Annotated in this window: 12 protein-coding genes and 1 pseudogene; 6 read left to right on the forward strand and 7 right to left on the reverse strand. The window is 75.0% G+C overall.

All coding sequences use genetic code 11. The features are described 5' to 3' along the window. Positions 1-159: pseudogene (locus ABZ562_RS30085) on the forward strand (IS630 family transposase); the annotation flags it as partial. On the opposite strand, the gene ddaH reads toward ABZ562_RS30085, so the two are convergent. Next, the gene (gene ddaH / locus ABZ562_RS30090; RefSeq protein WP_361485535.1) at positions 156-935 is read right to left on the reverse strand and encodes a dimethylargininase; all 780 of its coding nucleotides are present in this window, start codon (positions 933-935) and stop codon (positions 156-158) included. The pseudogene ABZ562_RS30085 and the gene ddaH overlap by 4 nt on opposite strands. 19 nt (positions 936-954) lie before the next feature. After that, positions 955-1,329: a GntR family transcriptional regulator gene (locus tag ABZ562_RS30095; protein WP_361485538.1), complete on the reverse strand. Its 375-nt coding sequence runs from the start codon at positions 1,327-1,329 to the stop codon at positions 955-957. Positions 1,330-1,454: 125 nt separating this feature from the next. Here ABZ562_RS30095 and ABZ562_RS30100 point away from each other — a divergent pair, with 125 nt between their 5' ends. Continuing rightward, positions 1,455-2,390 carry a GNAT family N-acetyltransferase gene (locus tag ABZ562_RS30100; protein WP_361485540.1) on the forward strand — a complete coding sequence of 312 codons (936 nt, stop codon included), beginning with the start codon at positions 1,455-1,457 and terminating at the stop codon, positions 2,388-2,390. A gap of 159 nt (positions 2,391-2,549) precedes the next feature. On the opposite strand, the gene ABZ562_RS30105 is transcribed toward ABZ562_RS30100, so the two are convergent. Continuing rightward, complete coding sequence (locus ABZ562_RS30105; protein ID WP_361485542.1) at positions 2,550-3,704, reverse strand: methyltransferase domain-containing protein; 1,155 nt, start codon at positions 3,702-3,704, stop codon at positions 2,550-2,552. A gap of 98 nt (positions 3,705-3,802) precedes the next feature. On the opposite strand from ABZ562_RS30105, the gene ABZ562_RS30110 reads away from it, so the two are divergent. The 4 genes from ABZ562_RS30110 to ABZ562_RS30125 all read left to right on the forward strand — a co-directional run bounded on the left by ABZ562_RS30110 (position 3,803) and on the right by ABZ562_RS30125 (position 8,797). Continuing rightward, a complete protein-coding gene (locus tag ABZ562_RS30110) occupies positions 3,803-4,573 on the forward strand; it encodes a class I SAM-dependent methyltransferase (RefSeq protein WP_361485544.1) in 771 nt (256 codons plus the stop codon). A gap of 65 nt (positions 4,574-4,638) precedes the next feature. Continuing rightward, the gene (locus ABZ562_RS30115; protein WP_361485546.1) at positions 4,639-5,913 is read left to right on the forward strand and encodes an MFS transporter; all 1,275 of its coding nucleotides are present in this window, start codon (positions 4,639-4,641) and stop codon (positions 5,911-5,913) included. Then, a complete protein-coding gene (locus tag ABZ562_RS30120) occupies positions 5,901-7,664 on the forward strand; it encodes a beta-galactosidase (RefSeq protein ID WP_361485548.1) in 1,764 nt (587 codons plus the stop codon). Before ABZ562_RS30115 ends, ABZ562_RS30120 begins: the two co-directional genes overlap by 13 nt. Positions 7,665-7,732: 68 nt before the next feature. After that, on the forward strand, positions 7,733-8,797 hold the full coding sequence (locus tag ABZ562_RS30125; protein ID WP_361485549.1) for a LacI family DNA-binding transcriptional regulator: 1,065 nt from the start codon (positions 7,733-7,735) through the stop codon (positions 8,795-8,797). On the opposite strand, the gene ABZ562_RS30130 is transcribed toward ABZ562_RS30125, so the two are convergent. The 4 genes from ABZ562_RS30130 to ABZ562_RS30145 form a co-directional block, all read right to left on the reverse strand. Then, positions 8,782-9,972 (reverse strand): type III PLP-dependent enzyme, encoded by a 1,191-nt coding sequence (locus tag ABZ562_RS30130; protein ID WP_361485551.1) that lies wholly within the window; start codon positions 9,970-9,972, stop codon positions 8,782-8,784. The genes ABZ562_RS30125 and ABZ562_RS30130 overlap by 16 nt on opposite strands. Next, entirely contained in the window at positions 9,969-11,693 is a 1,725-nt protein-coding gene (locus ABZ562_RS30135; protein ID WP_361485553.1) for an IucA/IucC family protein, read from the reverse strand. The genes ABZ562_RS30130 and ABZ562_RS30135 overlap by 4 nt, the downstream gene beginning before the upstream one ends. A gap of 64 nt (positions 11,694-11,757) precedes the next feature. Next, positions 11,758-13,557 (reverse strand): IucA/IucC family siderophore biosynthesis protein, encoded by a 1,800-nt coding sequence (locus tag ABZ562_RS30140; RefSeq protein WP_361485555.1) that lies wholly within the window; start codon positions 13,555-13,557, stop codon positions 11,758-11,760. Beyond that, entirely contained in the window at positions 13,554-14,783 is a 1,230-nt protein-coding gene (locus ABZ562_RS30145; RefSeq protein ID WP_361485675.1) for an ATP-grasp domain-containing protein, read from the reverse strand. The genes ABZ562_RS30140 and ABZ562_RS30145 overlap by 4 nt, the downstream gene beginning before the upstream one ends. Between the last annotated feature and the right edge of the window lie 127 nt (positions 14,784-14,910).

Below are 14,910 nucleotides of genomic sequence, written 5' to 3' on the forward strand. Positions count from 1 at the left end.
GGCGTCCACCGCTCCGTCCAGGCTCTCGAACGCGACATCCGGGCATGGCTGGCCGACTGGAACGAACACCCGCGACCGTTCGTCTGGACGAAGACAGCCGACGAGATCCTCGACAAAGTGGCCGCCTACTGCCACCGAATCTCCGACTCAGGTCACTAGACGTACAGCTCCCGCAGCCGCACCGACAGGCAGGTCACACAGCCCTCCATCTTCTCGAACTCGCCGATGTCCACCGGCACCGGCTCATACCCGAGGTCGGCGAAGAGCGCCGCGCTGCGCGGCGCGCTCGCCGCCATCAGCAGCCTGCCGCCGCCCAGCAGCACCACATGCGCGCCCGATTCCTCGGGCACCGGGAGGAAGCGCGGAAAGACGGCCGGGTCGTCGACCAGCGGCGGATACCCGATCACGGTCCCGTCCGGCAGCGCCGTGACCGCCGACTTCAGGTGGAGCACCTTGCTGACCGGTACGGCCACCACCCGCGCCCCCAGCGGCTCGAACGCGGCACGCACCTGCCGCACCCCCTCGCCGTTCGTGCGGCCGCCGCGCCCGACGTACACCGTGTCGCCGATCTTCAGCACATCGCCGCCCTCCAGCGTCCCCGGCTCCCGCACCCGGTTGACCGAGCAGCCGAGCGCGGTCACGGCCGCCTCGGCCGCCGCGGTCTCGGGGCGGCGGGACCCGGCACCGGGGCGCGAGATCAGCGCGACGTTCCGGTAGAGGACCATCGTGTCCTCGACGAAGACCCCGTCCGGGCACGCGTCGGCCGGTTCCGCCTCCACCGTCTCCCAGCCGTGCGTCCGCAGGGCGGCCACGTACGCCTCCCACTGCCGCAGCGCGAGCGCGGCGTCGACCGGCTTGCGGTCGATGTGCGTGACGAGCCCGTCGGCGAGGCGCGGGCTCGGGCGGCGGACCAGGGCGATGCGGCTGGTGGTCATGGCTTCCCCTCTTTTCGGGTCACTCACCGTACGCCGCCCGCAGCGCGTCCTCGACGGCGGCGAGCGCCGCCGCGCGGTCCAGGCCGAGCCGCCGCGCCCGCTGGGCGTACGTCTGCGCCGCCTCGGCGGCCTGGCGCCCGGCCGCGTCACCGGCCGCCGCGACGAACGTGCCGTGGCGGCCACGGGTCTCGATCACCCCGTCCGACTCCAGCGCGCGGTACGCCTTGGCGACGGTGTTCGCCGCCAGCCCCAGCTCCTCGGCGAAGCCGCGTACGGTCGGCAGCTTGAAGCCCACGGGCAGCCGCCCGGACCGTGCCTGCTCGGCGATCTGCGCGCGGATCTGCTCGAAGGGGGCGGTCGCCGCGTCGGGGTCGACGGTGATCTGCAAGGCCACGGGGGGCTCCTGGGGTGCGTACAGGCTTTGTCGCACCCATTGTGTGCCGCCCCGGGCCCGTCCGGAAATTCGCGGCGGCGAAATGCGGAGGCGGGCCCGGTGGGCAGGGCGTAATCTGCGCGCCCATGACCGTGATCGTGCGCGATTTCCGGGCCGCCGACGCGGCCGCCGTCGCGGAGGCGCGACGCTCCGCCTTCCCCTACCTCGTGACGACACCCCGGACCGTGGCCTGGGAGGTGGCGAGCGCGCCGGAGGCCCGCCGCTGCCGGCTGCTGGTCGCCGAGGCGGACGGCCGGGTGGTGGGCTCGTGCGAACTGGGCCTCTTCCCGGACGCGCACGGCGAGGGGCCGGGGGTGGCCTGCGCCAACACCTCGGTGCGCGCCGACGCACGGGGCCGGGGCGCCGGTTCGGCGCTGGTGACCGCGGCGGAGGAGTACGCGGCGGGGCTGGGCGCCGCCAAGGTGTTCGCGTGGACCCTGGACGAGCCCGCCTCCCTCGCCTTCGCCGAGCGCCGCGGCTACCGGCGCAGCCGGTCGTCCCGCATCCAGCGGCTGGACCTCACCAGGGCGGTCCTGCCGCCGCCGGCCGCCGACGCCCTGCCGGACGGCGTGGAGCTGCGGACCGCGGCGGACCTCGCCGGCGATCCGCGCCCGCTGTACGAGACGGACGTGGCGGTGATGGCGGACGAGCCCGCCGATGTGCTGGAGGGCCGGATGCCCTACGCCGAGTGGCTGGCCCGGACCTGGGAGCATCCCGCGCTGGACCACGAACTGACCTCGCTGGCCGTCGTGGACGGCAGGGTCGCGGCGTTCAGCCTCGCCCATACGGACGGCCGCGGCCGCTACTGGTCGGGCATGACCGGCACGCTGCGCGCCTACCGCGGCCGGGGCCTGGCGAGGCTGGCCAAGACCCACTCGCTGCGCCGGGCGCGTGCGGCGGGGTGCGCCGAGGCGTTCACGGGCAACGACAGCGAGAACGGCCCGATGCTGGCGATCAACGCCCGGCTCGGCTACGCCGTGGCCTCCGTGGAGCGGCGTTACGTACGCGAACTGCGCCCCTGAGCGGTCGTCTCCGGGGCGCGCCGGCCGTGGCGTTGGCCGCCGGGCCATCGTCGGGGGCGCTGAACGGGCGCGGCCGGATCCCGTCAGCGGCACGGCATCGCTCGCTCCGGGCGCCACCGCGTGACCGTCGCCCCGCAGCCGTCACCGCGCGGCCGTCCGTCAGCCCGACGCCTCCAGCACCACCAGCCGGTCCGGGCCGTCCGGGGCGAACGCGATGGCGTCCCCCGGTTCGTGCCAGTGCACGGCGAACCGCTCCCCCGCCCGGTACGCCTCCACGCCCGCCCTGCAGTACGCCACCATGTCCTCCGGCAGGGCCTCCAGCGCGAACCACCCGATCTCCGAGCACTTGTCGGGCTCCCGGTTCACCGGCTGCCGCGCGCCGTCCGCCAGCTCCGCCTCGAAGAACCAGCCCGTACGGGCCGCGCCGGTGGGCGACTTGTGCTGCATGACGAGGGCCACCCGCACCTCGTCCGGGGTGAGCCGGACGCCGATCTCCTCGGCCGCCTCGCGGATCACCGCGGTCCGTACGTCCTCGCCGTCCTCCACGTGGCCGGACGGCGCGTGCAGCAGCCCGTCCGCGTATCCCGTGCCCGCGCGGCGCGCGAGCAGGATCTCGCCGCCGCGCCGCAGCAGCAGATGGACGTCGACGATCTCGGCGTGCCGCCGGGGCGGGGCGAGGTGCGCGCGCAGCACATAGCGCTCGTCGCGCACCGGCCGCCCCCACAGCGCCGCGTCCGCCGCCAGCTGTTCGACATGCGTCCCGGACGCCAGCGGCTCGACCATGCGCAGCAGGTCACCGGCGGTCAGCCCGACCGGATCCGACTCGCCCCACCGCCCCTCGACCAGCACCAGCACCCCGCCCGGCCGCAGCAGCCGGGCCCACCGCCGCAGCACCGCCTCCTGATCCGGCAGCAGCCACAGCAGATGGCGCGCCAGGACGACGTCGAAGCCGCCCTCCCTCACCGGCGGCGCCGCCGCGTCCCCGACGAGCACGGTGGCGTCCGTGCCGGCGAGCTTGGCGCGGGCGCGCTCGGCCATCCGGGGCGACCGGTCGACGCCCGTCACCCGGTGGCCCTGCTCGGCCGCGAGGCGGGCCAGGCTGCCCGTGCCGCAGCCGAGGTCGAGCACGGCGCTGGGCTGCTCGGGCAGCCAGTCGCGCAATCGCCGGGCCCATGCCTCCCGCACGGCCGGATCGCGCAGCCCGTGATCGGGCTCGTCGTCGAATCCGGCCGCGGCGGCGTCCCAGTAGTCGGCGGTGGAGTCGGTGGTGGAGTCGGCGGGCCCCTGACCGGCGGTCGATCCCTCAACGCACATACGGCGCATCGTCGCATCCCCCACTGACAACGCCCGCTGCCGACCGCTGGATCGACGCGCACGCTGACAGCGCCCGGCGCGCGGGGGACCATGGGGGCATGTCCTCGCCGCCGCACGCCGCGCTCGCCTCGTCGTTCAACGCCGTCGCCGCGCAGTACGCGGCGGCCCGCCCCGGGTATCCGGCCACGCTGTTCGAGGCGGTGGAGGAGGTCACGGGCCGGGCGCTGGCCGGGGCGGAGGTGCTGGACGTGGGGGCGGGCACGGGCATCGCGACCCGGCTGCTGGCCGCGCGCGGCGCGCGCGTCACCGCCGTCGAGCCGGGCGAGGGCATGGCGGAGCGGCTGCGCGCCGCCGCCCCGGACGTCCGGCTCGTACGGGGCGACGGCGACGCCCTGCCCTTCCGCGACGGGGCCGCCGACCTGATCACGTACGCCCAGTCCTGGCACTGGACCGATCCGCGGCGCTCCGTCCCCGAGGCGCTGCGGGTGCTGCGCCCCGGCGGGGCGCTGGCGATGTGGTGGAACCAGCCGGACCTCGACGTCCCCTGGGTGGCACGGCAGGAGGAGCGGCTCGCCGCCCGCTGCCCGGCCTACCGGCCGCCGGGTTTCCCGGGCACCGTGGCCGGGCGGCTCGCGCCGTTCGGGGTGCGGACGACGGGCCGTAGGGTCCGCTGGTCGCGGAGCATCACCGTCGAGGACCGGCTGCGCTCCCTGAGCAGCCACTCCTATCTGGCGGTGATGGACGCCGGGGAGGCCGAGGCGGTGCTGAACGCGGAGCGGGCGGACCTGCTCACGCTGTTCCCGGACGGGGTGCTCACCGAGCCGTATGTCGTGGATCTCGTCGTGGGATGGGGCGCCGCGGCGGACTGACGCGGCCGGACATATCGGCGGCGGGTGTCTTGACGGCAGAAATGTTAGCGGTAACACTCCCCCTCGTGGACACTGCGGACAAGCACGTGGGCCAGGCCCCATCCCCTCCCGGACCACCGCTGTTCAGCCGGGCCGCGGTGGTCGCGTCGTGCGCCGGCTTCATCCTCATCGGCGCGCTGCAGGCCCTCTACGGCCCGGCGATCCCCGCCTTCCGCGACGACCACGGGCTGTCGCCGTCGGCCGCCGGGCTGGCCCTGAGCGCGCACTTCGTCGGCGGTGTCGCGGGTGTCCTCGGCTTCGACCGGCTCTTCGGCCGGGTCGGCAACCGCACGCTGCTCGGCTGCTCGTATCTGCTGATGGCGGGCGGCGCGGCCGGGTTCGCACTCGCCCCCCAGTGGCCGCTCGCGCTGGCTCTGGCGCTGGTCGCGGGGCTCGGCTTCGGCGGTATCGACTACGGGCTCAACCAGCTGTTCGCGATCGGCTTCGGGCGGCGCAGCGCCGCCATGCTCAACGTCCTGAACGCCCATTTCGGCATCGGCGCGATCCTCGGCCCGGCCCTCATCGGCCTGGTCGGGGCCGAGCACTACACGTGGGTGTTCCTGGGTTTCGCCGCGCTGACGCTGCCGCTGGTGCTGTGTCTGGCCGGGGTGCGGGACGAGGCACCGGCGCCCGGCGGCGCCGGGGCGGACCCCGCCCTCAGGAACGGGGTCCGGACCCGGAGCCTGGTCACCGTCCTGGGCGCGTTCGTGCTGCTCTACGTCCTCCATGTCGGCGTCGAGGCCGGGGTCGGGGGCTGGGAGCCCACCCACCTGGAGACCGTCGGGTACGGCGCGACCGCCGCCGCCTCCGCGACCTCCGTCTACTGGCTGATGATGACCGTCGGCCGCTTCCTGGCCGTCCCGCTCGCGCTGCGCCGGCCCGCCCCGGCGATCATCGCGGTCAGCTGTGCGGGCATGACCGTCTGTCTGCTGCTCGCCGCGATCCCGGCGCTGGCCCCGTACGCGTACGCGGGTGTCGGCCTGTTCATCGCGCCGGTCTTCCCCACCGGTCTGCCCTGGCTGGGCCAGGCGGCGCCGCGCGCCCGCCGGGCGGGGGCGCTGGTGATCGCCGCCTCGATGGTCGGCGGGGTGGCCGCGGGGCCCGTGCTCGGCAAGGCGATCGAGCTGTCGGGCATCCGTGCCGTACCGCTCGTCCTGGGCGGCGTATCGGCCGTCTGCCTGATCACCACCGGCTGGCTGATCCGCGCCACGTCCTCGTCCGTATCCCCTACGAACACCACCCCCACTGCACCCGCTTCCGCCCGTGCGGCCGAAAGGACTTCCGGCACATGCCCGCCCTGACGCTCACCCATGACGGCTTCCAGCTCCACGGCAAGCCCTTCCGGATCCTCTCCGGCGGCTTCCACTACTTCCGCACCCACCCCGACCAGTGGGCCGACCGGCTGCGCAAGGCCCGGCTGCTGGGGCTCAACACGGTCGAGACGTACGTCCCCTGGAATCTCCACCAGCCCGCCCCGGACGGCCCGCTCGACCTCGACGGCCTGCTCGACCTCCCCCGCTTCCTGGAACTCGCCCGAGCCGAGGGGCTGTACGTGCTGCTGCGCCCCGGCCCGTACATCTGCGCCGAGTGGGAGGGCGGCGGGCTGCCCTTCTGGCTGACGGCCGATCCGACCATCCGGCAGCGCAGCAGCGATCCGCGGTTCACCGGCGCCGTCGACGCGTACCTCGATCTGCTGCTGCCGCCGCTCGCCCCGTACATGGCGGCGTCCGGCGGCCCGGTCATCGCGGTCCAGGTGGAGAACGAGTACGGCGCGTACGGCGAGGACCGCGCCTATCTCGCGCATCTGGCCGACGCCCTGCGCAAGCGCGGCGTCGAGGAGCTGCTGTTCACCTGCGACCAGGCCGACAAGGCCATGCTGGCGGCCGGAAGCCTGCCCGGGGTGCTCTCCACCGGCACCTTCGGCAGCCGGGTCGGCGACGCGCTGGAGACGCTGCGCGCCCACCAGGAGAGCGGGCCGCTGATGTGCTCGGAGTTCTGGATCGGCTGGTTCGACCACTGGGGCGAGCCGCACCATGTGCGGGCGGCGGACGACGCGGCCGCCGATCTGGACGCGCTGCTGTCGGCGGGGGCGTCGGTGAACATCTACATGTTCCACGGCGGCACCAACTTCGCCTTCACCAGCGGCGCGAACCACGACCACGCCTACGCGCCGGCCGTCACCTCCTACGACTACGACGCGGTGCTGACCGAATGCGGCGACCCGGGCCCCAAGTACGCGGCGTTCCGCGAGGTCATCGCCCGCCACGCGGCCGTACCGGACGAACCGCTTCCACAGCCGTCGCCCAAGCTGCCGCCCACCGAGGTCCGGCTGACCGCCTCGGCGAACGCCCTGGTCTGCGCCGAGTTCCTGTCCCCGGCGGAGCACTTCACCGACCCGCCCACCATGGAGGCGCTGGGCCAGGGGTACGGCTTCGTCCTCTACGGCACCGAGCTGCCCGCCATCGGCGACCGCGTGCTGCACTTCACGGGCGGGGTCGGCGACCGGGCGCAGGTGTTCGTGAACGGCGCCCCGGCCGGTGTCATCGAGCGCGAGCGCCACGAGGACAGCCTGCACATACGCAGCCCCGAACACGGCGCCCGGCTGGACGTCCTGGTCGAGAACATGGGCCGCGCCAACTACGGTCCCCGCATCGGCGACCCCAAGGGCATCGCCGGCCCGGTCACCCTCGACGGCGAGCCGCTGGAGAACTGGACCTGCCACCGTCTCCCCCTGGACGAGCTTCCCGCGCTGCCCTTCCGCACCACGGACACCCCGGTCGCGGGCCCGGGCTTCCACCGCGGCACCTTCACGGTGGACACCCCCGCCGACACGTATCTCGCCCTGCCGGGCTGGACCAAGGGCGTGGCCTGGGTCAACGGAGTCAGCCTGGGCCGCTACTGGTCGCGCGGCCCGCAGCGGCGGCTGTACGTGCCGTGGCCGGTCCTGAAGGCGGGCGAGAACGAGCTGACCCTGCTGGAGCTACAGTCGGCGACGACCCGGGTGGCCCACCTCGCCGACGCACCGGACCTGGGCTGGACCGCGAAGGACTGACCCCGGAGCCCTGGGTGCGGGCCGCCGCCCGCACCCGGGGTGAACGCACACCAAGGAGCCGAAACCACATGGCGGAGCCACACCGCGCCCCCACCAGGCGCCGCCGCCCCGCCACCGGCGGCAAGGTGGTCATGGCGGATGTCGCCCGGCTGGCCGGGGTCTCCGACCAGACCGTCTCCCGCGTCCTCAACGACCACCCCCGGGTCCGCGCCGAGACCCGCGAACGCGTCCGCGCCGCCATGCGCGAGCTGGGCTACCGCCCCACGGCCAGCGCCCGCACCCTGGCCAGCGGCCGCAGCCGCACCCTCGGCGTGATCTCCTTCGACGCGGCCCGCTTCGGCCCGGCCGCCACGCTCGCCGGGATCAACGAGGCGGCGCAGGAGGCCGGTTACCTCGTCAGCACGATCGCGCTCACCGCCGCCGACCAGGCCGACGTCACCGGCGCGGTGGACCGCCTGCTCGGCCAGGGCGCGGACGGCATCATCGCCATCGCGCCCCAGCGGTCGGTCGGCCAGGCCCTGGTCGAGGCGGAGCACGGCGTCCCCATGGTCACCCTGGACAAGAGCTTCGGCGCGCACATCCCGGTCGTCGCGGGCGACTCCGCCTCCGGCGCCCGCCAGGCCACCGAGCACCTCCTCGGCCTCGGCCACCGCACCGTCCGCCACATCGCGGGCCCCACCGGCTGGATCGCCGCCGAGGCCCGCGTCGACGGCTGGCGCGCCGCCCTGAAGGCCGCGGGCGCCGAGGTCCACGAGCCGCTGCCGGGTGACTGGAGCGCGGACTCCGGCTACGACCTGGGCCGCCGCGTCGCCCGGGAGCCGGGGCTGACCGCGCTGTTCGTCTCCAACGACCAGATGGCCGTCGGCGTCCTGCGCGCCCTCCACGAGGCGGGCCGCCGGGTCCCCGAGGACGTCAGCGTGGTCGGCTACGACGATATCCCCGAGGCCGCCCATCTGCTCCCGCCGCTCACCACGGTCCGCACCGACTTCACCGAGATCGGCCGCCGCTGCCTGACCCTGATGCTCGACCAGCTCGACCGCTCCCCCGCGCCGGACGTCCGCGTGACCATCCCCACCGAGCTGGTCGTCCGCCACAGCACGGGCCCGGCCACGGGGGCTCATCCGCCCAGGTAGTGGAAGTCCGGCTTGGGGTGCATGAGGAAGTCGTGGTGCGAGATGTTCCAGGCGTACGCGCCCGCCAGCGCGAAGGCGACGCGGTCGCCGGCCCGTAGCTCGGCGACCGGGACGCCGCGGGCCAGGACGTCCTTGGGGGTGCACAGCTGGCCGGCCAGGGTGACCGGTTCGTCGCGGGCGGCGGGGCGGGGCCAGTCCCGGTCCCAGTCGGCGGTGGGGAGCACCTGGAAGGGGTGGTCGTGCTGTTTGGCGGCCGGGGTGCGGAGGTGGTGGGTGCCGCCGCGGAGGACCGCGAACGCCTCGCCGCGGCTGTGCTTGAGGTCCAGCACCTCCGTGACGTACCAGCCGCAGTACGCCGTCAGCGCCCGGCCCGGCTCGATCCGCAGGGTCAGGCCGGGGTTCCGGTCGGCGACAGCGGCCAGGCCCTCGCCGTACGCCTTCCAGTCGAAGCGGGTGCCGGGGCGGGTGTAGTCCACGCCCATGCCGCCGCCCACGTTGACCTCGGTGAGGTCCAGGCCGTGGCGGGTGGACAGCGCGCGCGTCCAGTCGGCGATCCGGGCGGCCACGGCGGTCTGGGCGGGGGCGTCGAGGCCGCTCGCGAGGTGGGCGTGGATGCCGCGCAGCCGGAGCGGGCCGCCCGGGGTGAACAGCGGCAGGCAGTGTTCGACCCGGTCGGGGTCGAGGCCGAAGGGGCTGGGGCGGCCGCCCATGGCGAGCGCCGCGCCGCCCAGCGCCTCGTCGGTCAGGGGGAGGTTGACGCGGAGCAGGACGTCCACGGGGCGGTGGCCCGCGAGGGAGGCCAGCAGCCGCAGTTCGTGCTCGCTCTCCACGTGGAACCGCTCCGTCCCCAGCTCCAGCGCCCGCCGCAGCTCCGTCTCCGTCTTGCCCGGTCCGCCGAAGGCGAGCGGCCGTTCGGGGACCGCCTCGCGGACGTGTGCCAGCTCGCCGCCCGAGGCGACCTCGTAGCCGGTGACGTACGGGGCGAGAGCGCGCAGGATGGGCGGTTCGGGGTTAGCCTTCGCCGCGTAGTACAGCTCGACGTCCGCCGGGAGCGCGGCGCGGACCTCCCGGGCGTGGTCGGCGAGGGCGGTGAGGTCGTAGACGTACGCGGGGAGGTCATCCCCGCTCAGGGCGGTGGCCAAAGCGGCCGCAGATGTGGTGAGGGGGGTGTTCAACGGGCGCTCCCGGGGGCGTTGACGCGGGCCGCCTCGGACAGCAGGTCGGAGGCGAGCGGGCTGGCGATACGGACGTAACCGGCGTCGCGGTCGGCCTTGCGGCCCCAGCGGGTCAGCAGGTTGGCCTTGGCGGGCAGGGGGACGCCCGCCACCAGGGCGCGCAGCGCGGGCGGGTCGTCGTGGGCCGCGGAGCGGGCCCCCAGGACGCGGCGGACCGCCGACCACAGGCCGGGCTCCAGGCGGGGGTGAAGGTCGGCGAGGGCGGCGACCATCTCGGCGAGGTGGTTGACCAGCAGGCAGTACACCACCCGGTCCCAGCCGCGCTCACGCCCGTACGTCATGGGGCGGGCCACCGCCTCGGGCAGCGCGGCGAGCGCGGCGGCGTGGTGGCCGGGGACCAGTTTGGTGCCCTCCAGGTCGCGGAAGAGCACCTGGCGCGGGGTGCCGGTGGCGTCCACGCCGATGACGACGTTCTGGAGGTGGGGTTCGAGGACCACGCCGTGGTCGAACCAGGCGGCCAGGACGGGCGGTACGAGGAGGTCGAGATACGCCTGCCACCAGGCGAGCGCGCGCTCGGGCCCGGCGCCGCCGAGGAGGTGGGAGAGCTGGGCGCCGCTCGTCGGGTACTCGTCGGCGACGGCCGCCGCCAGCAGCCCGGTCAGCCCCGGCCGCAGCCGGGCGGCCAACCCCTCGCGGACGATCACGCCGAAGCCCTCGGTCAGGTGGCGGTCGTCGAGGTCGAGGGTGCGGTAGCCGGGTTCGCGCAGCAGGTCGGCGCCGGGGAAGCGGGCGGCGAGGTCGGCGGCGACCGGCTCCAGCAGCCGGGTCAGGGCGACGGCGCCGGACAGCTCGTAGTCGGCGTTCTTGCGGAGGCAGTTGGTGATGCGCACGTTCAGGCTGAACTTGAGGAAGTCCCGGCCGTCGTAGAGCGTGCGGACGGAGGCGGTCGGCGCGAAGTCCGGTCCGCCGGGCCCCAGGTCGAGGACGTCGCCGCGGTCGAGCGCCGCCCGCAGCACCCGGTGCTCGCGGAGCATGGCGTACTGCCAGGGGTGGGCGGGCAGCAGCCGGTAGCCGTCCGGGACCGGCCGCTGCCGGTCCAGCGGCGCCAGGGCCCCGGCGTACGCGGTCTCCTCCCGTACGCACTCCCGGCGCACGGCGAGGTGGTGCAGCGGGAAGCGGGCGCCGGCCTCGGGCGCGAACAGCGACCAGGAAGCGGGGCTTCCGGTGCGGGCCTTGGGGGTGGGGTGGAAGCGGTGGCCGAAGAAGAGGGACTGCTCGGAGGCCAGATAGGGGTCCGGGGCCGGGCCCCCCGTGGCCTTCTCCCGCGCCTTAGGGGCCGCCCGCCCCTCCAGGGCGGCCGTCATGCCCGCGTGGCTGGAGGCGACCTGCGCCAGGAACTCGTCGTTCCGGACCCCGGTGCGCAAGCAGAGTTCCCGGTGGACGCGTTCGGCCAGGCCGCGCCAGGAGACCTCCGCCCAGGTGCCGTCGCGCTCTTCGCTGACCGGTCCGGTGAACCGGTGCGCGCCGATCAGCGACGTACGGCGCAGCCCCACCCGCAGCAGGACCCCGCTGCGCGGCAGCCGCAGCCGCAGCCGGCCGTCGGCCACGACGGTCTGGTGTTCCGGGCCCGAGACCTCGCGCAGCAGACAGTTGAGCAGGGTGTGGGCGGTCGCGTGGTCGGCGGAGACCAGCGGTGTGGCGGGTGAGGAGGTCGTTGGCATGGAGCGGCTCCAGCGGGTGCGGAGAGGCGAGCGGCGGAGGGATCAGGGGGTGGGGGCGCGGCCGTCATCTGCCGCGCCCCCGCAGGAGGTAGTTGGGCCCGGTCACGTAGTGCTTGTTGACGTCGGCGGCGCCCGACCGGGCCTTGGTGAACAGCGTGCCCGCGGTCACCATCGCCTTGACCGGCAGCCGGTCCGCCTCCAGCACCCGGGCGCGCAACAGGGCGGCGGCCGCCCCGGGGTATGCCGCTCCGAGCCGGTCGACGGCTTCGGTCAGCCGGTCGCGCAGCTGCCGCAGCAGCACGTCCCTGGGCGCGCGGCCGAGGGCGGCCAGTTCGAAGGCGAGCGCGGCGGCGCACAGATGGACGGTGATGGTGGTGAACACGTCCGCCACCGGGCCGTCGCCGCCGGTCAGGATGCGCCGGTCGTCGAATCCGCACAGATCCGCGGCGTCGGCCCCGCCGATCATCGCCGCGAGCCGTACGGCGTGGACGCGCGGCCCGTCGTGGTCCTTGATGAGCAGCCGCAGCCGGGGGGCGGCGGCCGGGGCGCCGGTGTCGTCGAAGACGAGGGAGGTGTTCTGCTGATGCGATTCCAGGGCGATGCCGTAGGCGAAGAGGGTGGTGTGGAAGTCGAAGAGGAGGGTGAGGTACGCGTCGAGCAGGGCGAGCAGGTCCCCGCCGTAGTGGCGCTCCGCGAGCGCGTCCGCCACCAGCCCGCCGTCCGGGGTGCGGGCCAGCAGCCCGGCCAGCGGCACGACCTGGGTGTTCTCCAGCCCCGGCGGATAGCGGCGGATCAGCGTGGCCAGCAGCTCGTGCCCGGCGTGGAGGTGGGTCGTCTCGTCGGCGGGCAGCACGGTGTCCGCGAACCGCGGCTCGCGCGCGATCACCGCCTCCACCAGGCGCTGCGCCACCTCTCCGTCGACGAGCGTGCCCGGTTTGACGGTCCGCCGGTTGCGCAGGCCCAGGGTCGCGGTGGTGAGCGGCAGCTTGAGGTGGGTCAGCGGGTCGTCGGTGACGGCGACGGTCCGCATCGACAGCGTGGGCCGTACCTCCAGCCACGGCCGCTCGGCGAGCCGCGCCCGCCCGCGCAGCCCGGCCGCGTCGAGGGCGGCGTCGAGGGGACGGCCGGCGGTGAGCGGATGCACGGGGAACGCGAGGTGGTCGGCGTCGAGCCGCCCGGACAGCCCCAGCTCCCCCGGGCTCGGCCACCACCCGGGCAGCCGCCCCGGGTCCCCGCCGACCGCCGCGCGCGGGAGCGCGAGCCAGCGCAGCGCGAAGCGGGGCGCGAACTCGGGGGCGTGGGCGCGCAGGGCGTCCTCGCCGAACACGGACCGGCCGCGGCTGGTCGGGTAGACGGGATGGTCGCGGAAGGCGGCCAGCGTGTCGTACGCGACGGCCCCGCCCATCCCGGCCCACTCCCCGGCCTCCCCGTACCGCGCGGCCAGCCCCCGGACGACGCCGGGCCGGATGCGGTGGTGCAGCCGGATGGCGTCCAGCGCCTGGTGGCACTCGTCGACGAAGGCGTCGTACAACTCCCGGTCCTCGCCCGCCACGACCCCCCGCAGCCGCCCGAGCACGGCCTTGAGCCCCCGCAGCACGACGCCTCCGGCCGGGGGCCACGGCTGCTCCCACTCCAGCCTGGCCGGTCGGCGGGCGCGGATGTCGCATTGGAAGCCTTCCGGTTCCACCGGCAGCAGCACGCTTCCGCCCTCCCTCAGCGCGATGCGCAGCCAGTCGCCGTCGGGGCGGCGCACGGTGCGGGCGCCGCTGCGCAAGCGGTACGCGTCCTCCCGGAGCAGGGTGTCGAGCACCCGGCCGAGAAGTTCCTCCTCCGCTTCCTCTTCCTCCCCTTCCGTACGGCTCATGACGCGATCTCCCAGCGGTGGGCGGCCAGGAACTCCGTCACGGCCGCGTCGATCCGGCGCTGGTCGGTGCCGGTCGCGCGCAGGACGCCGAGGAAGTCGCGGTTGGTGCGGTAGAGGGGGTGTTCCTCGCCGATGTCGCGCAGCGGGCGGTAGTCCAGCCGTACGCCGTCGCGTTCGGTCACGCTCGCCGCCGGGGCGGCGACGAGGCGGCCGGGGCGGTCGGCCGTGACGTACTCCATGCGGACCCGGCCGTCCGTGCGGGCGCCGAGGTCGGCCGGGAGCGGTTCGCCGAGGTGGGTGCGGAGGATGTGCTCGAAGAGCGGGATGCCGAGGAGTTCCGCGAGCACCAGGTCGCACTGGTCGCCGATGGCACGGTAGTTGACCTCGATGAGGCGGGCCCGGTCGCCCTGGACGACGTATTCCGTGTGGCAGGCGCCGAATCCCACTCCCAGCGCCCGAAGCTGGGCCAGCACCTGAGCGGTGTGGGGCTGTGGGAGCGGGGCGGGCAGGAGGCGCAGCCGTTCCTCGATGAAGTGCGGGGGTGGGGAGACGTCGGTGCGGAAGGCGCCGAGGACGTGGAGGGTGTGGCCGTCGCCGAGGGTTTCGAGGGTGCGCAGTTCGCCGTCCAGGTACTCCTCGATCACCAGCGCCGCGCCGGGCCGGTGGGCGCGTATGCCGTGGCAGCCGCGGACGAGTTCGGCCGCGTCGGCGACGAGGACGACGTCCTCGCTGGCCACGCCCTCGCGCGGCTTGACGACGCAGGGGAAGGGCGCGTCGAGGGCGGCGAGGGTGGACGGGTCGTCGCCGGTGCCGAGTTCGGTGGACCAGATGGTGTCGGCACCGTTCGCGGCGAGGGCGCGGCGCAGCTCGGCCTTGTTCTTGGTGCGGAGGGCGGCGCGCCAGTTTTTGCCGGGGAGGCCGAAGTAGGCGGCGGCGAGGGCGGCCTGGGTCTGGAGGTGGTCGCTGTTGGTGAAGACCGCCCGGGTCCGCCGGCCGTCGGGGGCGGCGGCGATGCGGCTGATGACCTCGCGGAAGTCCCGTACGTCGCAGGGCGCGATGTCGAGCGTGGCGGGGAGCCGCCCGCCGCGGGCCGCGTGGCGGGCGTACGCGCGCTCGTGCGCCTCGGGCTGGTCCGTGAGGAGGGTGACGGCGAGTCCGAGGCGGGCGGCGGCGGGGAGGAAGCCTTCGGTGACGGAGTCGGTGGGGTTGAGGGCGAGCAGGTGGATCGGCGCGGGGTGGGCAGGGGTGGGGGACGGCCGGGGTGCCGTGTCGAGATCATTCTCGTTCACGAGCCGAGATTAGGTTAGGCATTCCTAAGACTGCCAATTCGGCCGCCGAGTACGCCCGTTTGGC

This window comes from Streptomyces sp. NPDC019937 (genome assembly GCF_040631655.1).
Lineage (GTDB): Bacteria > Actinomycetota > Actinomycetes > Streptomycetales > Streptomycetaceae > Streptomyces.

What these genes read in the sequence shown, in the direction of transcription:
- ABZ562_RS30100 (WP_361485540.1), top strand. Translation starts at nt 1,455, where the DNA reads ATGACCGTGATCGTGCGCGATTTCCGGGCCGCCGACGCGGCCGCCGTC.
- ABZ562_RS30105 (WP_361485542.1), bottom strand. Translation starts at nt 3,704, where the DNA reads ATGTGCGTTGAGGGATCGACCGCCGGTCAGGGGCCCGCCGACTCCACC.
- ABZ562_RS30140 (WP_361485555.1), bottom strand. Translation starts at nt 13,557, where the DNA reads ATGAGCCGTACGGAAGGGGAGGAAGAGGAAGCGGAGGAGGAACTTCTC.
- ABZ562_RS30135 (WP_361485553.1), bottom strand. Translation starts at nt 11,693, where the DNA reads ATGCCAACGACCTCCTCACCCGCCACACCGCTGGTCTCCGCCGACCAC.
- ABZ562_RS30120 (WP_361485548.1), top strand. Translation starts at nt 5,901, where the DNA reads ATGCCCGCCCTGACGCTCACCCATGACGGCTTCCAGCTCCACGGCAAG.
- ddaH (WP_361485535.1), bottom strand. Translation starts at nt 935, where the DNA reads ATGACCACCAGCCGCATCGCCCTGGTCCGCCGCCCGAGCCCGCGCCTC.
- ABZ562_RS30110 (WP_361485544.1), top strand. Translation starts at nt 3,803, where the DNA reads ATGTCCTCGCCGCCGCACGCCGCGCTCGCCTCGTCGTTCAACGCCGTC.
- ABZ562_RS30125 (WP_361485549.1), top strand. Translation starts at nt 7,733, where the DNA reads ATGGCGGAGCCACACCGCGCCCCCACCAGGCGCCGCCGCCCCGCCACC.